The organism is Pseudomonas fluorescens, assembly GCF_004683905.1.
Taxonomy (GTDB): Bacteria; Pseudomonadota; Gammaproteobacteria; order Pseudomonadales; family Pseudomonadaceae; genus Aquipseudomonas; species Aquipseudomonas putida_A.
The window spans coordinates 2,472,029-2,489,137 of the sequence record NZ_CP038438.1 but is presented as its reverse complement, the minus strand read 5'-3'; the positions used below and the strand labels follow the sequence as shown (position 1 = coordinate 2,489,137).

Sequence of the window (17,109 nt, the reverse complement as noted above, 5' to 3'; positions counted from 1 at the left end):
GCCGGCACATTCAACACTGTTCCGCCTGAACCACCGCCTTCGCGAGTAAGCCCGCTCCCACAGGTTAGACGGTGTTTTCAGGATTGATCCGCTTTGCGCATCAATCCATGCCAACAATGCAATTAACATCCTGTTACAGCTGCGCGACCATCCGCCGCAATAACAACCGTGCGCCGCTTCCACGTCGCGCACGTCATAAAAGCGGTGGAGATTTTTCTATGACAGCCTCAATCCCACATGGCGGCTCGCGGGCCGGCGCCATTTTCCGGGTCACCTCGGGCAACTTCCTCGAACAGTTCGACTTCTTTCTGTTCGGCTTCTACGCCACGCAGATCGCGGCGGTGTTCTTCCCGGCGAGCAGTGAGTTCGCTTCCCTGATGATGACCTTTGCCGTATTCGGCGCAGGCTTTCTGATGCGTCCGCTGGGCGCCATCGTGCTGGGTGCGTACATCGATGACGTCGGTCGGCGCAAAGGGTTGATCGTCACCCTGTCGATCATGGCCAGCGGCACGATCCTGATTGTGCTGGTGCCCGGATACGAGACCATTGGTCTGTTTGCGCCAGCGCTGGTGCTGGTCGGACGGCTATTGCAAGGCTTCTCCGCCGGTGCGGAACTGGGCGGTGTTTCGGTGTACTTGTCGGAAATCGCCACCCCTGGCCGCAAGGGCTTTTTCACTGCCTGGCAGTCGGCCAGTCAGCAAGTGGCGATCATCGTCGCGGCAGCCTTGGGCTATGCGTTGAACGCGTGGATGGCGCCAGACGTGATTGCCGATTGGGGCTGGCGCATTCCGTTTTTCGTCGGTTGCATGATCGTGCCCTTCATCTTTTTCCTGCGGCGTAACCTGGCAGAAACCGAAGAGTTTGCCGCACGCAAACACCGCCCGAGCATGAAGGAAGTGTTTCGCACGCTTGGCCAGAACTGGGGCGTGGTGCTCGGCGGCATGTTGATGGTCGCGCTGACCACCACTGCGTTCTACCTGATCACCGTGTACGCGCCGACCTTCGGCAAGACCGTGCTGCACCTGAGCACTTCCGATGCGTTGCTGGTGACCTTGCTGGTGGGCGTGTCGAACTTCTTCTGGCTGCCGATTGGCGGCATGTTGTCCGACCGTATCGGCCGGCGCCCGGTGCTGATCGCCATGGCGCTGCTGGCACTGGCCACCACCTATCCGGCGCTGTCGTACCTGGTGCAGGCGCCGAGCTTCAGCCATATGTTGCTGTCGCTGCTGTGGCTGTCGTTCATCTACGGCATGTACAACGGCGCGATGATTCCGGCGCTGACCGAGATCATGCCGGTGGAAGTGCGAGTAGCCGGTTTCTCCCTCGCCTACAGCCTGGCGACCGCGATTTTCGGCGGTTTCACCCCGGCGATGTCGACCTTCCTGATCCAGTACACCGGCGACAAAGCGGCGCCGGGTTACTGGATGAGCGTCGGCGCACTCTGCGCGTTGTGCGCCACGTTGTACCTCTATCGCCGCGCAGGCGGCCGTTTGCAACCGGTTGCCGCCTAAGGAGCAATCACCTTGAAAAACTGATCAATCTCAGCGCCATCGCCCTCTTCGCTTTCAGCGCCCTGGCCCATGCTGAACAGCTGAATGTGATGACGTCGGGCGGCTTCACCGCCGCCTACAAAATCCTCGGCCCGAAATTCGCGGCCGCCACCGGCAACACCCTCGACACCCAACTCGGTCCGTCGATGGGCAAGGCGCCGGAAGCCATCCCTAATCGCCTCGCTCGCGGTGAGCACGCCGACGTGGTGATCATGGTCGGCTACGCCCTCGATGACCTGATCAAACAGGGCAAGGTCGACCCGGCCTCGCGGGTCGAACTGGCGGATTCACGGATCGGTCTGGTGGTGCGTGAAGGCGCGCCGAAGCCGGACATCAGCAGCGTCGAAAGCCTGAAGAAAACCCTGCTCGACGCAAAATCGGTGGCCTACTCCGACAGCGCCAGCGGCGTGTACATCGAGAAAGAGTTGTTCAACAAACTTGGTGTCGAGGATCAACTGAAACCGAAAGCGAAGATGGTCCCGAAAGTCCCGGTCGGCTCGGTGGTTGCCACCGGCGATTACCAACTGGGCTTCCAGCAGGTCAGCGAATTGCTGCCGGTGCCGGGGGTGACGTTTGTCGGGAAGATTCCGGAGTCGGTGCAGTCGGTGACGCGCTTCGCCGCCGGCATCCCGGTCGGCGCACAGCATCCAAAAGAGGCCAAGGCCCTGCTCGACTATCTTGCCGCGCCTGCCGCCCAGGCTGACGTGCAAGCCACCGGGCTGGATTCGGTCAAGCGCTGAGCGTTGGCGGTTGGACTTTCATTTCCACCACCAGCCGCTCCAGTTCCAATGCCGCCGGGGTCAACGTGCGACCCCGGCGCTTGAGGATGCCGACACTGCGCATCACTTGCGGATCGGTCAGCGGCACCCGCGTCAGGATCGGATGATCCGGCCCGGGCATCGCCATCAGCGGCACCGCCGCCACGCCAAGCCCCGCCTCCACCAGACCAATCATGGTCGTCACATGCCGCGTCTCGCAGATGCTCGGGCGCTGCGGCACCACGCTGCTCAAGGCCTGATCGAGCAGAAAACGGTTGCCGGACGTCTTGTCCAGCGAGATGTAATCCTGCTGATAGAACTCGTCCCAGGTCACGCTGCTGCGTCCGGCCAACGGGTGATCGCGCCGGCAAGCGACGACATAGCACTCCTGCACAAGCGGTTCGAAATCGACTTTGGCATCCTGCGTGCCGAGAAAACTCAAACCGAAATCCGCCTCGCCGTTGACCACTGCGCTCAACACGTCGTGGGCGCTGGAGTCGAGGACTTTGACCTTGATCCGCGGAAACTGCTGGTGATAGCGAGCGACCACCCGCGGCATGAAGTAGTACGCCGCCGAGGGTACGCAAGCCACGGTGACATGACCGAGTCGGGTCGATGCGACTTCACTGATGCCCAGCAGCGCCACGTCCAGATCATCCAGCAAACGCTCGACGCTGGGCATGAAGCCACGCCCGGCCTGGGTCAGACTGACTTTGCGCGTGGTGCGCTCGAACAGCTTTACGCCGAGGGCGTCTTCAAGCTTCTCGATGCGTCGGCTCAGGGCCGGTTGTGACAGGCGCACGGTGTCGGCGGCCTTGCGGAAACTGCCCTGCTCGACCACGGCGCGAAAGGCTTGCAGGTCGTTGAGGTCGAAGTTGATGGCCATGGCGGACTCGAAAAGATTGATTCGCGAAGGCTATCAATGTAACCAAATGATGCAATTTATTACAGATTTGATGATATCGCCCTTGTGGGAGCGGGCTTGCTCGCGAATGCGGTGTCACAGTCGCCATCAACATCGACTGAACCAGCGCTTTCGCGAGCAAGCCCGCTCCCACAGGGTTTTGTGGTGGATTGACGAGCGGCGCAGCCTTTATCCTTGTCCCCCCCGCCGTACCGCTGTCAGGAGTCAACCCATGCCCCATGAAGGCAACCTGTTGCAAGCCGCTGTCGTGTTTCTCTTCGCAGCCGTGCTCACCGTGCCACTGGCCAAGCGTCTGCAACTGGGCGCGGTGCTCGGTTATCTGTTGGCGGGGGTGATCATCGGCCCGTCGGTGCTCGGCCTGATTGGCAATCCGCAGAGCGTTGCGCATATTTCCGAACTGGGCGTGGTGTTGCTGTTGTTCATCATCGGCCTTGAGCTATCGCCCCGCCGCTTGTGGGTGATGCGCAAGTCGGTGTTCGGCGTGGGTCTGGCGCAGGTGCTGCTGACGGCGGCGGTGATCGGCGTGCTGGCGTTGTACGTGTTCGGACAGCCGCTGAACAGTGCGATTGTGCTCGGCCTTGGTCTGGCGCTGTCGTCCACCGCATTCGGCCTGCAAAGCCTGGCCGAGCGCAAGGAGCTGACCAGCCCCCACGGGCGACTGGCGTTTGCGATTCTGCTGTTTCAGGACATCGCCGCGATCCCGTTGATCGCGCTGGTGCCGATGCTCGCCGGCAGCGCCCACGCCAGCAGCAACGCGGAAAGCCTGAACCACGGTTTGCAAGTGCTCGGCGGGATCGCCGTGGTAGTGGTCGGCGGGCGGTATTTGCTGCGGCCGGTGTTTCGCGTGGTGGCGAAAACCGGTCTGCCGGAGGTCTCCACCGCCACCGCATTGCTGGTGGTGATCGGTACGGCGTGGCTGATGGATCTGGTCGGCGTGTCGATGGCCCTCGGGGCTTTCCTCGCTGGCCTGCTGCTGGCGGATTCGGAATATCGCCATGAACTGGAAGCGCAGATCGAGCCGTTCAAGGGCCTGCTGCTCGGGCTGTTTTTCATCAGCGTCGGCATGGGCGCCAACCTCAGTCTGCTGCTCAGCGCACCGATCACCGTGTTGGGCCTGACGCTGCTGCTGATCGGTTTGAAGTTGCCGCTGCTGTTTGTGGTCGGGCGTCTGGCCGGCGGGCTGACCAAGGTCAGTGCGATTCGCCTGGGTATCGTGCTCGCGGCCGGCGGTGAGTTTGCCTTTGTGGTGTTCAAGATCGGTCGTGATCAGGGCCTGTTCGAACCGCGCCTGTATGACTTGCTGGTGCTGACCATCACCCTGTCGATGGCGTTGACGCCGTTGCTGCTGCTGATCTGCGCACGGCTGGTCAGCCCAAAAGTGCAGCCGGTGGAGGTGCCGGAGAAATTCCGCGAGATCGATACCGAGGCGCCGCGCGTGGTGATCGCCGGCATGGGTCGGATGGGCCAGATCGTGGCGCGGATTCTGCGCGCGCAGAACATCAAGTTCGTGGCGCTGGACACGTCGGTGGAAACCATCGAGCTGTCGCGCAGTTTTGGCGGTGTGCCGGTGTTCTATGGCGACCCGATGCGCCCGGAAATCCTCAATGCGGCGAAGGTTGGCGAGGCGGAGTATTTCGTGATTGCCACGGATGATCCGGAGACCAACATCAAGACCGCCGAGATCGTGCGCAAGCTGTATCCGCACATGAAGATCATCGCTCGCGCACGTAACCGTCAGCACGTGCACCGCCTGGTCGATGTCGGCGCCGAAGCGATTCGCGAGACCTATTACTCCAGCCTGGAAATGAGCCGCCGTACCCTGGTCGGCCTCGGTCTGACCCAGGCCCAGGCCGATGCGCGGATCAAGCGTTTCAAACACCATGACGAACAGGTGCTGGAAGCCCAGCACGCGGTCTACGACGACGCGGCCAAAGTCCTGCAAACCGCCCAGGAAGCCCGAGCGGAACTGGCGCGGTTGTTCGAGTCGGATCAATTGGAAGAAGAAGCGCGCAAGGTCTGACTTCAGCGCAATTCCAATTGTAGGAGTGAGCCTGCTCGCGATGGCGATCTATCAGTACCCATCTCTGTTACTGACACACCGCCATCGCGAGCAGGCTCACTCCTACAGGGATTGTGGATGGGCTCAGGCCATTTCCAATTCACGCTCTTGCTTGACCGGTGCAGTCTCGAACCGATCCGCCAGGAACGGTGTGATATCCAGCGGCAGCGCCTCCTGATTGACCAGTTTGTCCAGCAGCACGCCGGTGATCGCTGAGGTCAGAATACCGGTGCGGAAGTGTCCGCAGGCATTCAGGTATCCCTCCACCCCACGCATCGGCCCGAGGATCGGCAGCTCATCCGGCGAGCCCGGACGCAGTCCGGCCCAGGTGCGCTTTAGATTGACGTCCTTGAGTTCCGGCAGGCACCGCACCGCGCCCTGTACCAGTCCGGCGATTTCCGGGTAGGTGGTGGTGACGTCGAAGCCTTTGTCTTCGGTGGTGCTGCCGATCAGGATTTCGCCGTTGTCCTTCTGTGCCACATAGCAGTCGCTGGTGGTCAGGCAGCCGTTGAGGATCTTCGGCATGCGTTCGGTCAGCAGAATCTGGCCCTTGACCGGTTTCACCGGGATACGAATCCCCGTCGCCCACTCACTCAAGTCCGCCGCCCAGGCACCAGCAGCATTGATCAGCGTCTTGCAGTGGAACACGCCCTCCTCGGCCGTCTGCACGCCAGTCACGCGGCTGCCGTGGTGCAACACACCGATGACGTTGGTGTTGACGAAGATGTCGACGCCATTCTGCCGCGCGCCTTCCATGTAGGCATCGGCGAGACGGAACGGGCTGACCTGGTGATCGCAGAGAAACTCCAGCGCGCCGCGCGCCTCGTGGCTGACGCTCGGCTCAGCCTCGCGCAGCGCGGCCTGATCGAGCCAGCGCACCTGATCGGCCAGATGCGGAATGCAACTGACGATGTGCTCGGCGTAGAGCCGGTCTTCGTCGTCATAGATGACGAACTTCAGTCCGGTCTTTTCGAACTTGAAATCCATCCCGTGCCTGTCCTTCAACTCGCGGTGCAGCGCCGGGTACAGCGCATTGGACTGCAAGGCGAAATCGAAGAACGACTCCGGCAGGATGTGCGGCGTGCTGGCGTCCACCGCGACCGCCGCGCCCTGGGTTTCGCGCTTGCGGTTGGCCGACATCATGCGGAAGAAAATCACCCCGCAGCCCAGCCCCACCGACTCGCCGATGGCCCACAAGCCTCCGGCCGAAGCGCGGGTCGCGTTGCCCGGGCGCTTGGCGTCGATCACCGCCACCTTGAGGCCCTGGCGCTTGGACAATTGATAGGCGCAGGACGCCCCGATCACGCCGCCACCGGCAATGATCACGTCATAGAACTTACTCATGGGATGCGGCCTCCGTGCCGACGGACTGGAACGCGGAAAAAGGGATCGGATCAATCGGGAAGCGCGGGCGCAGCCAGCCGACGTCCTTGCGCCCGGTGGCCTGACGCAGACGGTCGCTGCAGTAGCCGACACACATCCGCCCCTGACAATCGCCCATGCTGACGCGGGTGCGCATTTTCAGGCTGGCGATGTCTTTCACGCCCTGCTCCAGCGCCAGATCGATGTCCGCGCGGGTGGCGTGTTCGCAGCGGCAGATCACGGTGTCGGCGGCCGGCAAAGCGGTCTGGCCGACACCGCGTTCGGTGTAGCGATCAACAGCCGCGCGGAAGCGCACGATGGATTTGAGTTTGCCCAGATAACGATCGCGGCGAACCCGCGCCAGCTCTTCTTCGATCACCCCGCGTTGCAGGAGGATCGAGGTCGCGGCGATCTTGCCGGCGAGCATCGCCGCTTCACCACCGCGAATCCCGCCCATGTCACCGGCCAGATGCACGTGCGGCTCGTTGCTTTGCTGCCAGTTGTTCGAATTGGCGCGCAGGTAACCGTCGTCGCTGAAACCGTGATCGAGGCCCATCTGCTGACTGAGCTGGGTGCGCGGAATGAAGCCGTAACCGACCGCCAGGGTCTGCGCTTCGAAGCGCTCGATGCGCGTCAGGTCCGGCTCCCAGCTGGCCGAGTAAGGTGCCACGGTGACGCTTTTCAGCTCGCCGTCGCCGTGGGCTTCGACCACGCCCCAGCCGTAGTTCATCGGGATGCCGTGCAGTTTAAGGTAAGCAAGCATGCTCAAACCGTCGAGGAACAGCTGCGGCTTGTTCAGCAACGCCAGGCTTTCGCGGGCGATCTTGCCGAACGCGCAGGCTTCGTACACGCCCGCGACCTTGACGCCGGACGCGTGCAGCTGCGTGGCCACCAGCGGCAGCAGCGGCCCGGTGCCGGCGATGATCACCGGCCCTTGCGGCTTGACCACGCCACTTTTGATTTGCAGTTGCAGGCCGCCGAGCATGATCACCCCCGGCAGGGTCCAGCCGGGAAACGGCACGCTGCGTTCGTGGCAGCCGGCGGCCAGCAGCAATTGCGGATACTCGATCTCGTGCAGCTGCTCGTCGCCGTCGAGCACCACCAGCGCGCGGGTGCCTTCGGCGCCGACCACGCGATGATTGAGGCGCACGTCGATCAACCCGGACTGTTCCTGGAAATCACCGTGCAGTTTGCTCAGGGCTTCGGAATAGCGCGGCCCCAGATAATCCAGTTGCACGCCGTCGCGCAGCGGCCCGCGATAGACCACGCCACCAAGACGCGAGGCCTCTTCGAGCAAGGTGCAGCGCACCCCATGACGCGCCAGCTCGATGGCCGCCGCCATCCCCGCCGGACCACCGCCGACGATCACCGGTTGCAGGCTCATACGACCTCCTGCTCGTTGATGCGGTTGACCTGGGTTTCGATCTGCATGCCGTCGCGCACCACGGTCTGACAGGCACGGCGCTTGTGGCGGCCGTTGATCTTCACCAGGCAGCACTGGCACACACCCATGCCGCAGTAGGCGCCGCTGATCTGGCCATGGTCGTTGCGTGCGACCTGGCGCACGCCAAGGGACTGGATAACGCTCAGGACGGTTTCGCCAATGGCCGCCGTCACCGGTTGACCATTGATGTGGACGGTCATATCCGCCTGGGTCAGGGGCTGGATATCGAAAGTGCGTTCTAGGCAGTGCATTACGAAGTTCATCCGTGAAAAGGTTCAGGGGGAAGGTATTGCGTCAGCTCCTTGCTGCTCTACACCGTGCGGCCCGTTTATTGTTCGATTACAGGCGGGCTCGCGGGTACTTCGTCAGCGCAGCAAAGTGCGCGTGAAGCACTGTAGTTCAAACCTCAGCGAAGGCCTGGAACATTTACGTTAGGGGAAGTTACAAACGCGAATATTGATCCAGGCCAGTGAAAGCGGTCGGATTGTTCAACGATTCGGTTGAAGAAGACGAATGGTGCACGCCAGAAAGCAAAAAGCCGCTTTCACCGTGAAGTGAAAGCGGCCGAGGCATGGGCCTCAATGGAGCATTGGAATCAGTGTACGAACAGGGCGATCAGGATGATGATCGGGATTGGCACACCGAGGAAAAACAGTAATAGAGAGCGCATGGTGATTCTCCTTGTTAACGGACTGGAGGCAGAGTGGTCGTGGTGGCGTAGGTCTCGACTTCAACGTACTCGACCGCATCCCGGCGACGACCGCCGAAGGTGGCGGCGAGACTGGCGAAGAACGCACCGGCCAGCAACGCGATGAACATCCACAGCGAGGTCCAGGCAGCAACTTTCGCAGCGGTGTCGGCAGCCTGTTGGGCTTTGACTTTGGCGTCGGCGATGGCCTTCTGAGTGCGGGCATACACTTCATCGACACGCTTCTCGGCGTCGGCCTGACTCAGATTGGTTCGTTGTGCAACCAGTTGCGCGAGGTAGGTACGGTCTTCCGGGCTGAGTTGGCCGTTGGCCAGGCTCTGGGCGAAGATCCGCGCTACGGCGCCATGGGCGGCATCATCACTGACCGATGCTGGACGGTCATCGCGGAACAGATTGTCGATGTAGTAACCGTACTGATTGCTGTCGGTGTTGGCCGCTGCGCTACCGGCAGCCTGAGTCGCGGCTGCCGCTGCGCCACCGGCGACACTGGCACCGGCCTGCACACCGCCACTGATCACACTGCTGACCGAGCCGACTACCAATACTGCGGTGACCAGCGTGGCCACACACCAGGCGAGGAAGCCATGGGCAGTATCACGAAAATACACTTCATCCCCGTGCATGTTGGCCCACTTCACCCGCAGCCGACCGGCGATGTAGCCACCCAGACCGGAGGCGATGATTTGCGTCGCCGCCAGCCAGACAATCGTCGAAATCCCCAGACCCTTGGCGCTGATGCCCTCCCCGGCCCAAGGTGAAACGGCAGAGAATCCCAAACCGAAGCCAAGCAGCACTAAAATCATCGACAGTGCTGCGGCCGCCGCTGCGCCCGCGAAAATCGCGCCCCAGGACACGCCTGACACGTTGCTCGACTCTCCTTCGAAGGCAGGATAAAACCCATCAGAGGATCTATTCATTGTTGTAGTGCTCCAGGCATGAAAAATGGTGTTACAACTCGTCACGAGATGAATTGCAGCGACCGTGCCAGTCGAGAGCCCGAAACAAATCCTTCAATTTCAATGATTTAAAAAGACTGAACTTCTACATTCATTGCAATTTGCAACAATGGACGGAAAGCAGCGGGTTTTATGCATTGACGCCAACGCCGCAAAGCGCCCCGGATTGACGTTTGTAACAGGCTATACATGAAAGTTAATTTAAAGCGCGACGCAAAATACTTGGCAAAATGCAGCCATTCCGTTTGAACCGATCAAGGCCTGCCCTATGACGCGTATTTTGACCATCGAAGACGACGCCGTGACTGCCCGTGAAATCGTCGCCGAACTCAGCAGCCACGGCCTGCAAGTGGATTGGGTCGACAATGGCCGCGAAGGCCTGGACAGAGCCGTCAGCGGCAACTACGACCTGATCACCCTCGACCGCATGCTGCCGGAACTCGATGGCCTCGCGATCGTCACCACCCTGCGCACCATGGGCGTGGCCACGCCGATTCTGATGATCAGCGCCCTCTCCGATGTCGATGAGCGCGTGCGCGGCTTGCGCGCCGGCGGCGATGATTACCTGACCAAACCGTTCGCCACCGACGAGATGGCCGCACGTGTGGAAGTGCTGCTGCGCCGCCAGAACAGCGTTGCCACCCAGGCCACCACGTTGCAGGTCGCCGACCTCGAACTGGATTTGATCAGCCACGAAGCACGCCGCGCCGGGCAGGTCCTGACGCTGCTGCCCACCGAATACAAGCTGCTGGAATTTCTCATGCGCAACAGCGGGCAGATCCTGTCGCGGATGATGATTTTCGAAGAGGTCTGGGGCTATCACTTCGACCCGGGCACCAACCTGATCGACGTACACATCGGTCGTCTGCGCAAGAAGATCGACGCGGCGGGCAATGTTCCGCTGATTCGCACGGTACGGGGCTCGGGTTATGTCATTGCCGAACCCGTCTGACGGCTGGCGCTCCTCTAGCAGTCGACTGCTGGCGCTGTACAGTTCGCTGTTCGTGGCCTGGAGCGCGATCCTCATGGGGGTCATGTATTTCGAGGTCTCCAGCTATCTCGATAACCTCGCCAAGCATTCGCTGATGCAACGTCAGCATCTGTTTTCGCACTTTCGCGGTGAGCAGCTGGAAGAAGCGCTCGCCGCCAGCATGACCTTTGATATACGCGGCATCGACGCCTATGGCCTGTTCGACGCCCAGGGCGTTTACCTCGGCGGTGCTTTGCAGCAACTGCCCGAAGGCCTGCCGCTGGATGGCAAGATCCACACCCTGGATGACTGCGCCGATTCCGATGACCCAACCCTGCCCGCCGACAGCTGCGACGCGGTGGCGACTCAGACCCGCGACGGCCGCTGGCTGGTGTTGCTGCGCGACAACGGTTCGTTGTTCGCCGTGACGCGGATCATTCTGCATGCATTGTTCTGGGGGGTATCACTGACGATTCTGCCGGGGATTGCCGGTTGGCATTTGCTGCGCCGCCGACCAATGCGCCGCATCCGCGCGATTCAGGACAGCGCCCAGGCGATTGTCGCTGGCGACCTGACCCACCGTTTGCCGCTGTCCAACCGCCGCGATGAACTGGACATGCTCGCCGCCATCGTCAACGCCATGCTCGATCGCATCGAACGGCTGATGCATGAAGTCAAAGGCGTGTGCGACAACATCGCCCACGATTTGCGCACGCCGCTGACGCGTTTGCGCGCGCAGTTGTATCGCATGCAACAGCAGGCTGGTGAAGGCTCACAGGAGGCGGCGCAACTGGACCTGGTGCTGGCCGAGGCGGACACGCTGATGGCGCGGTTTCGCGGATTGCTGCGGATTTCCGAATTGGAAGATCGTCAGCGCCGCTCAGGTTTTGTCGAGCTCGATCCGGTGCAACTGCTGGAAGAACTGCATGAGTTTTACCTGCCACTGGCCGAGGAAGGCGAACTGCTGTTCGTGCTGAACATGCCGGAAACCCTGCCACCGCTCAATGGCGACCGGGCGTTGCTGTTCGAGGCGCTGGCCAATCTGTTGAGCAACTCGATCAAGTTCACTCCGGCGGGCGGTACGGTGATTTTGCGCGGAGTGAATGACGGTGGGCATACGCGGATCGAAGTCCACGATTCCGGACCGGGGATTCCCGAAGCCGAGCGTGAGGCGGTGTTCCAGCGTTTCTATCGTGCCGAGGGCGGGCAACCACAGAGTGGCTTTGGCCTGGGTCTATCGATTGTCGCGGCGATTGTCAGCCTGCATGGCTTCAATCTTGAGGTGGGCAGCAGTGAGCTGGGCGGTGCGCAGCTGGTGCTGGATTGTCGACAGAGTTTGATCTCGCAGTCCTGAGAATCACCGCGCTGCATTGTAGGAGTGAGCCTGCTCGCGATATCGGTGGGTCAGCCAACATAATTGTTGAATGATCGACCGCTATCGCGAGCAGGCTCACTCCTACAAGGGTTTTTGTGGCGTTCAATCAGGCCGGATAGTTCGCCCGCAGCGCCTCAAGGCCACCCTGATAGATGCCGGTGAACAGCGCCACCACTTCCTCATCGCTCACGCCCTTGGCGTTGAAGCGTCCCGACCACGTTACCCGGGCGCCCTGCCCCTGAGCTTCAACCTTGATCGTCGCCAGATAGTCAGTCGCCGGGAACGGTGCCTGTTCGATCGAGTAGCTGTAGGTCCTGGCAGCGTTGTCGAACGCTTGCAGACGCTCGATCACCACCGCGCCGTCGGCGGTTTGCAGGGTGCGCACGCGTCCGCCTTCGCTCAGCTCACTCTTGGGAATCAACGGCAGCCAGTCCGGCAGCGTGTTGAAGCCGCCGATCAATTGCCAGACCTGATCGGCCGAAGCCGGGATGTCGATCGTTGCTGATGCAGTTGCCATAAATAAACGCTTCTCCAGAGTCTTCGCGGTTCAGATCGCCATACTGTCGACTACACCGCCATCCACGCGCAAGGCCGCGCCAGTGGTGGCGGAGGAAAACGGCGAAGCGATGTACGTGACCAGATGCGCTACCTCGGCAACATCGGCCACCCGCTGGATGATCGACGTCGGCCGCGCTCTGCGCACAAACGCATCAGCCTCTTCACGCAGATTGCGGCCGGACTCGGCGGCGGCGTCCTTGAGCATGTGTTCCACGCCACCGGTAAACGTCGGCCCCGGCAGGATCGCGTTGACCGTCACACCGGTGCCCGCCAGACGCTTGGCCAGGCCATGGGACACCGCAAGGTTGGCGCTTTTGGTCACGCCGTAATTAAGCATGTCGGCCGGGGTCGCCACACCGGATTCCGAGGACAGGAAAATCACCCGTCCCCAGCCCTGCTCGACCATCGCCGGCACGTAATGCCGCGACAGGCGCACGCCGGAAATCACGTTGACCTCGTAGAAACGTGTCCACTCGCTGTCCGGGGTGTCAAAGAAATCCACGGCGTCGAAAATGCCGAGGTTGTTCACCAGAATGTCTGCGCGCGGTTCAGCGGCGAACAGTTTTTCCGCACCTTCGGCAGTGCCCAGATCGGCCGTCAGACCGCGCAGTTGCGCACCCGGCACCTGCTGGCGAATGCTCGCCAGCGCTTGCTCGACCTTGGCCGTTTCACGCCCGATCACCACAACCGTGGCTCCGGCCTCGGCCAGTGACTGACTGATGCCCAGACCAATGCCACCCGTGCTGCCGCTGACGATGGCCAGTTTTCCACTCAAGTCGATTTTCATGGGTTCACCTCTTTGATGGGCAATACACGGACAAATAGAAGGAATGGATCAGCGTAGACGCGATGTTGGCCGGATGAAGGCGTTGCCGACCAAAGACCGGTCACGACCGACCCGACGCCTTCGCGAGCAAGCCCGCTCCCACTTGGGATTGTCGGTGGATGGAGGCTCTCGGGCTGGCCATGATCAAGGGTGGGAGTGGGCTTGCTCACGAAGGGGCCGGGACATCCGGCTTCAATGGTGACTGACCCGACACCTTCGCGGGTTCAGCGGCGTCCTACACTGAAAGGATCAGCCGCTTTTCAAGAGATGACCATGAAAATGTCTGCGCAAATAACCGTGGTTGCGGTGCTCGCCACCCTCGCCTACCTGGGCCTTGCGGTGTGGGGCATTGGTGGGCCGGCGGTGTTCTTTTCGCATGGGGCGCTGGTGCTGGTGGCGCTGGCCACGGTGCTGATGGTGGTGGCGTCGCTGTTCACCGATGTAAACATGAGCTCGGGCGAGCGCGAGGACCGCGCCAATCGCTGGGTGATTCCGGCGTTCGGCGTGATCGGTCTGGTCAGCGGATTTCTCCCGGCGTACTGCGATCGCATCGACTTCTGGACCTTCGGCGCTGAAGGCGTGCGCTGGCTCGGCGCGCTGTTGTTTATCGTCGGTGGCACGCTGCGGCTGTGGCCGGTGTTTGTGCTGGGCCGTCGGTTCAGCGGCCTGGTGGCGATTCAGCCGGGGCATCGGCTGGTCACCGACGGCATTTACACACGCCTGCGCAATCCGAGCTATCTGGGGTTGGTGGTCAACGCCGTGGGCTGGGCGCTGGCGTTTCGTTCCTGTGTCGGGTTGATTCTGGCGGCGCTGACGCTGATTCCACTGATCGCACGTATTCACTCGGAAGAGGCGCTGCTGCGCGGGCAGTTTGGTGCAGAGTACGAGGCTTATCGCGCGCGCAGCTGGCGATTGTTGCCGGGGGTTTACTGACGCCATCACCAGCAGACTGAACCGGCTCCTGCAGTGTTGGATAGCGGGCAACATTTACGGCCCGACATTGATCGAATGTGGGAGCGGGCTTGCTCGCGAATGCGCTGAATCAGTCGACATCGCATGCAACTGAAAGACCGCATTCGCGAGCAAGCCCGCTCCCACAGGGGACTTTGTAGTGTCAGGCCTTCTGCAGGTGCAGTTGACCTTGGCTATCGACGACAACGCTCAGCGGCTCATAACTGTCGATAGTCGCGTGGCGGGTTTCGAGGGGATGCTGGTGCGTCGTGGTGATGATCATCAGCGCTGCACCTGCCGCTTCAGCAGCCTGGATGCCGACGGTGGCATCTTCGAAAATCAGGCAGTCGCCAACCTCAAGCCCCAGGCGCTTTGCCGCCAGACGATAACCCGCCGGATCGGGTTTGCCAGCCGTCACATCCTCCGCCGTGATCATCACCGCAGGCTCGCAAATCCCCGCCGCCGCCATCCGCCGCAACGCCAGATCCCGTGGCGCCGAAGTCACCATCCCCCAGCGCTCACTCGGCAAGGCTTCGAGAAACGCCGCGGCCCCAGGTATCTGCACGATCCCTTCGACATCATCGATTTCCGCCTGCGCGATAAACGCCGCTTGCGCCTCGGCGTCCACCCCTGGCAGGTTCAGCCGGCGGATGGTGTCGATGGCGCGGGCGCCATGGATGGTCGGCAGGAAACGCTCGACATCAACCCCGTGGCGCTCGGCCCACGCGGCCCAGACGCGCTCGGCAGCGGCGATGGAGTTGAGGACGGTGCCGTCCATGTCGAACAGGAACGCGCCGAACGCGCGGTCGAAGACGTTATCGTGAGCAGACAAAAGGTCGCATCCTTTGACAGAACTGGGCGGATTGGCCGGGCAATGTAGCATTTTTACCCGGCAGTTCGACCCGCCACCTCAGTGCAGACGTGGCGCCTTGGACTTGAAAGCGCTGTCGACACAGTCAAGCAACTGGCCGATCGCCCAGGGCTTTTTGATGAACGCCACCGGATGCTTGACCCCGGAAGTTTCCGGGGTTTCATAACCGGACATGACCATCACCGGTTTGTCCGGCCAGCGGTCGCCGACCAGATTGGCCAGCCCCGCTCCGTTGATTTCACCGGGCATGGTGATGTCGGTCAGCAGCAGCGCGACTTCCGGCGCGTGCTCTTCCAGATACAGCTTGGCGGCATCCGCGCTGGTTTGCGGCTCGACCTTGAAACCTTCCTCCTGAAGAATTTCGCAGAGAAACTCCAGAATCAACGGGTCGTCCTCAACCACCAGAATCAACCCGTCAGGAAGGTGCTCGCTCGCCGTCGGTGTTGGACTCATGAACTGGCACTCCCTGAATTGCATTAACGATTTAGCGGCTTGTTTCCGCTGCTTATCTGGTATGAGCAGCGCGCCCTGCATAAATTCATTTTTGATACAGGTCTTTTCTTAACAGTCCTGATCAGCGTTCGGCGACGGGCGTTCGCCAAGCGGCTTTTGTGGTTAAAATGCCGGCCCTTTTGCTTGCCGACCGTGACTGATGAACCCTGAAGCCCTCGCCACCCTCCGCGCCCATCTGCTGCCTGCACTCGCCGCGGCACCGAGCGAAACCCGCCGCCTGTTCCATGGCCGTGGGCGTTGCTGGCCGGGGCTGGAACAGTTGACGGTGGACTGGCTGCAAGGCGTGGTGCTGGTCTCGCTGTTCAAAGAACCTGTGCCCGAGCAGCTCGAAGCGCTCAAACACTTGTTGCTCGACATCAGCACCTCGGCAGAATGGCAACAGTCCGGCGCCCACACCTTGCTGGTGCAACATCGGTATTTGCCGCAGAGCACCGCCGAATGGCTGCTGGGCAATGAAATCGAGGAGATGAGCATCGTCGAGGGCGGCTTGCACTACCGCGTCGACCTGGGCCGCAAGCAAAACGCCGGGCTTTTTCTCGACATGCGCTACGGGCGCAACTGGGTGCGTGAGCAGGCAGCGGGCAAACGCGTACTGAACCTGTTCGCCTACACCTGTGGGTTTTCCGTGGCAGCGATCGAAGGCGGCGCCAGCCATGTCGTCAACCTCGACATGTCCCGCGCCGCACTGAGCCGCGGTCGTGACAATCACCGGCTGAACGGGCATGACCTGAGCAAGGTAAGTTTCCTTGGCCACGACCTGTTCAAGTCCTGGGGCAAGGTGATCAACAGCGGCCCGTACGACCTGGTGATCATCGACCCGCCATCGTTCCAGAAAGGCAGCTTTCTGCTGACCAAGGATTACCAGCGCGTATTGCGTCGTTTACCGGAATTGCTCACGGCTGACGGCACGGTGCTGGCGTGCATGAATGATCCGTCGTTCGGTTCGGACTTTCTGATCGATGGCGTGACGCAAGAGGCGCCAAGCTTGCGCTTTGAGCAGCGGCTGGAGAATCCGCCTGAGTTTCCGGATATTGATCCTGAGAGCGGCCTGAAGGCGCTCGTCTTCAAACGCCTCGACTGACCCGACATCCCGCGAACCCCGCTCATCCCTGTAGGAGTGAGCCTGCTCGCGAAGACTGACTCACCGGCAACCCATTTCTTCAGAAGGACAAAACCCGCCGCCCCGATCAACCGGGGCGGCGGGTTTTGTCGTTCAGGCCGAGATCAAATCGTACCCGTCTTCAACGAATGATCATTGAGCACGCTGCTGATGATTGCCGCG

General features: G+C 61.5%; 16 protein-coding genes. 7 read left to right on the top strand and 9 right to left on the bottom strand.

Going from position 1 to position 17,109, the window contains the following annotated elements; all coding sequences use genetic code 11:
* Nucleotides 1-218 precede the first annotated feature (218 nt).
* Nucleotides 219-1,511: an MFS transporter gene (locus tag E4T63_RS11220; RefSeq protein ID WP_098968204.1), complete on the top strand. Its 1,293-nt coding sequence runs from the start codon at nucleotides 219-221 to the stop codon at nucleotides 1,509-1,511.
* Nucleotides 1,512-1,531: 20 nt separating this feature from the next.
* Nucleotides 1,532-2,290, top strand: coding sequence for a substrate-binding domain-containing protein (locus E4T63_RS11215; RefSeq protein WP_135296917.1), 759 nt, complete (start codon nucleotides 1,532-1,534; stop codon nucleotides 2,288-2,290).
* Here E4T63_RS11215 and E4T63_RS11210 read toward each other — a convergent pair.
* Nucleotides 2,280-3,194, bottom strand: a complete 915-nt coding sequence (locus E4T63_RS11210; RefSeq protein ID WP_097088034.1) for a LysR family transcriptional regulator — start codon at nucleotides 3,192-3,194, stop codon at nucleotides 2,280-2,282. The two genes, E4T63_RS11215 and E4T63_RS11210, sit on opposite strands and share 11 nt — an antisense overlap.
* A 250-nt stretch (nucleotides 3,195-3,444) precedes the next feature.
* On the opposite strand from E4T63_RS11210, the gene E4T63_RS11205 reads away from it, so the two are divergent.
* On the top strand, nucleotides 3,445-5,253 hold the full coding sequence (locus tag E4T63_RS11205; protein WP_096795893.1) for a monovalent cation:proton antiporter-2 (CPA2) family protein: 1,809 nt from the start codon (nucleotides 3,445-3,447) through the stop codon (nucleotides 5,251-5,253).
* 123 nt (nucleotides 5,254-5,376) lie between these two features.
* Here E4T63_RS11205 and hcnC read toward each other — a convergent pair whose 3' ends face one another.
* The 4 genes from hcnC to E4T63_RS11180 form a co-directional block, all read right to left on the bottom strand.
* Nucleotides 5,377-6,636: a cyanide-forming glycine dehydrogenase subunit HcnC gene (gene hcnC / locus E4T63_RS11195; RefSeq protein ID WP_135295474.1), complete on the bottom strand. Its 1,260-nt coding sequence runs from the start codon at nucleotides 6,634-6,636 to the stop codon at nucleotides 5,377-5,379.
* Entirely contained in the window at nucleotides 6,629-8,038 is a 1,410-nt protein-coding gene (gene hcnB / locus E4T63_RS11190; RefSeq protein ID WP_135295473.1) for a cyanide-forming glycine dehydrogenase subunit HcnB, read from the bottom strand. Before hcnB ends, hcnC begins: the two co-directional genes overlap by 8 nt.
* The gene (gene hcnA, locus E4T63_RS11185; RefSeq protein WP_027613237.1) at nucleotides 8,035-8,349 is read right to left on the bottom strand and encodes a cyanide-forming glycine dehydrogenase subunit HcnA; all 315 of its coding nucleotides are present in this window, start codon (nucleotides 8,347-8,349) and stop codon (nucleotides 8,035-8,037) included. The genes hcnB and hcnA overlap by 4 nt, the downstream gene beginning before the upstream one ends.
* Before the next feature lie 433 nt (nucleotides 8,350-8,782).
* Complete coding sequence (locus E4T63_RS11180) at nucleotides 8,783-9,724, bottom strand: hypothetical protein (protein ID WP_027613238.1); 942 nt, start codon at nucleotides 9,722-9,724, stop codon at nucleotides 8,783-8,785.
* A gap of 307 nt (nucleotides 9,725-10,031) precedes the next feature.
* Here E4T63_RS11180 and E4T63_RS11175 point away from each other — a divergent pair, with 307 nt between their 5' ends.
* Complete coding sequence (locus tag E4T63_RS11175) at nucleotides 10,032-10,715, top strand: response regulator transcription factor (RefSeq protein ID WP_027613239.1); 684 nt, start codon at nucleotides 10,032-10,034, stop codon at nucleotides 10,713-10,715.
* Nucleotides 10,693-12,087 (top strand): sensor histidine kinase, encoded by a 1,395-nt coding sequence (locus E4T63_RS11170; protein WP_027613240.1) that lies wholly within the window; start codon nucleotides 10,693-10,695, stop codon nucleotides 12,085-12,087. The genes E4T63_RS11175 and E4T63_RS11170 overlap by 23 nt, the downstream gene beginning before the upstream one ends.
* A 127-nt stretch (nucleotides 12,088-12,214) precedes the next feature.
* On the opposite strand, the gene E4T63_RS11165 is transcribed toward E4T63_RS11170, so the two are convergent.
* Complete coding sequence (locus tag E4T63_RS11165) at nucleotides 12,215-12,625, bottom strand: SRPBCC family protein (protein ID WP_098968198.1); 411 nt, start codon at nucleotides 12,623-12,625, stop codon at nucleotides 12,215-12,217.
* A gap of 30 nt (nucleotides 12,626-12,655) precedes the next feature.
* Nucleotides 12,656-13,453 carry an SDR family NAD(P)-dependent oxidoreductase gene (locus E4T63_RS11160; RefSeq protein ID WP_027613242.1) on the bottom strand — a complete coding sequence of 266 codons (798 nt, stop codon included), beginning with the start codon at nucleotides 13,451-13,453 and terminating at the stop codon, nucleotides 12,656-12,658.
* A 312-nt stretch (nucleotides 13,454-13,765) separates the two neighbouring features.
* Between E4T63_RS11160 and E4T63_RS11155 the strand changes: the two genes are divergently transcribed.
* Nucleotides 13,766-14,425: a methyltransferase family protein gene (locus E4T63_RS11155; RefSeq protein ID WP_135295472.1), complete on the top strand. Its 660-nt coding sequence runs from the start codon at nucleotides 13,766-13,768 to the stop codon at nucleotides 14,423-14,425.
* A gap of 181 nt (nucleotides 14,426-14,606) precedes the next feature.
* On the opposite strand, the gene E4T63_RS11150 is transcribed toward E4T63_RS11155, so the two are convergent.
* Together E4T63_RS11150 and E4T63_RS11145 are read right to left on the bottom strand one after the other, a co-directional pair.
* Nucleotides 14,607-15,275, bottom strand: a complete 669-nt coding sequence (locus E4T63_RS11150) for an HAD-IA family hydrolase (RefSeq protein WP_135295471.1) — start codon at nucleotides 15,273-15,275, stop codon at nucleotides 14,607-14,609.
* Between the two features lie 78 nt (nucleotides 15,276-15,353).
* The gene (locus tag E4T63_RS11145; protein WP_135295470.1) at nucleotides 15,354-15,767 is read right to left on the bottom strand and encodes a response regulator; all 414 of its coding nucleotides are present in this window, start codon (nucleotides 15,765-15,767) and stop codon (nucleotides 15,354-15,356) included.
* A gap of 199 nt (nucleotides 15,768-15,966) precedes the next feature.
* On the opposite strand from E4T63_RS11145, the gene E4T63_RS11140 reads away from it, so the two are divergent.
* Nucleotides 15,967-16,908 carry a class I SAM-dependent methyltransferase gene (locus tag E4T63_RS11140; RefSeq protein WP_098968194.1) on the top strand — a complete coding sequence of 314 codons (942 nt, stop codon included), beginning with the start codon at nucleotides 15,967-15,969 and terminating at the stop codon, nucleotides 16,906-16,908.
* Nucleotides 16,909-17,109 lie beyond the last annotated feature (201 nt).

What these genes read in the sequence shown, in the direction of transcription:
- E4T63_RS11220 (WP_098968204.1), top strand. Translation starts at nt 219, where the DNA reads ATGACAGCCTCAATCCCACATGGCGGCTCGCGGGCCGGCGCCATTTTC.
- E4T63_RS11210 (WP_097088034.1), bottom strand. Translation starts at nt 3,194, where the DNA reads ATGGCCATCAACTTCGACCTCAACGACCTGCAAGCCTTTCGCGCCGTG.
- E4T63_RS11205 (WP_096795893.1), top strand. Translation starts at nt 3,445, where the DNA reads ATGCCCCATGAAGGCAACCTGTTGCAAGCCGCTGTCGTGTTTCTCTTC.
- hcnC (WP_135295474.1), bottom strand. Translation starts at nt 6,636, where the DNA reads ATGAGTAAGTTCTATGACGTGATCATTGCCGGTGGCGGCGTGATCGGG.
- hcnB (WP_135295473.1), bottom strand. Translation starts at nt 8,038, where the DNA reads ATGAGCCTGCAACCGGTGATCGTCGGCGGTGGTCCGGCGGGGATGGCG.
- hcnA (WP_027613237.1), bottom strand. Translation starts at nt 8,349, where the DNA reads ATGCACTGCCTAGAACGCACTTTCGATATCCAGCCCCTGACCCAGGCG.
- E4T63_RS11180 (WP_027613238.1), bottom strand. Translation starts at nt 9,724, where the DNA reads ATGAATAGATCCTCTGATGGGTTTTATCCTGCCTTCGAAGGAGAGTCG.
- E4T63_RS11175 (WP_027613239.1), top strand. Translation starts at nt 10,032, where the DNA reads ATGACGCGTATTTTGACCATCGAAGACGACGCCGTGACTGCCCGTGAA.
- E4T63_RS11170 (WP_027613240.1), top strand. Translation starts at nt 10,693, where the DNA reads ATGTCATTGCCGAACCCGTCTGACGGCTGGCGCTCCTCTAGCAGTCGA.
- E4T63_RS11165 (WP_098968198.1), bottom strand. Translation starts at nt 12,625, where the DNA reads ATGGCAACTGCATCAGCAACGATCGACATCCCGGCTTCGGCCGATCAG.
- E4T63_RS11160 (WP_027613242.1), bottom strand. Translation starts at nt 13,453, where the DNA reads ATGAAAATCGACTTGAGTGGAAAACTGGCCATCGTCAGCGGCAGCACG.
- E4T63_RS11155 (WP_135295472.1), top strand. Translation starts at nt 13,766, where the DNA reads ATGAAAATGTCTGCGCAAATAACCGTGGTTGCGGTGCTCGCCACCCTC.
- E4T63_RS11145 (WP_135295470.1), bottom strand. Translation starts at nt 15,767, where the DNA reads ATGAGTCCAACACCGACGGCGAGCGAGCACCTTCCTGACGGGTTGATT.
- E4T63_RS11140 (WP_098968194.1), top strand. Translation starts at nt 15,967, where the DNA reads ATGAACCCTGAAGCCCTCGCCACCCTCCGCGCCCATCTGCTGCCTGCA.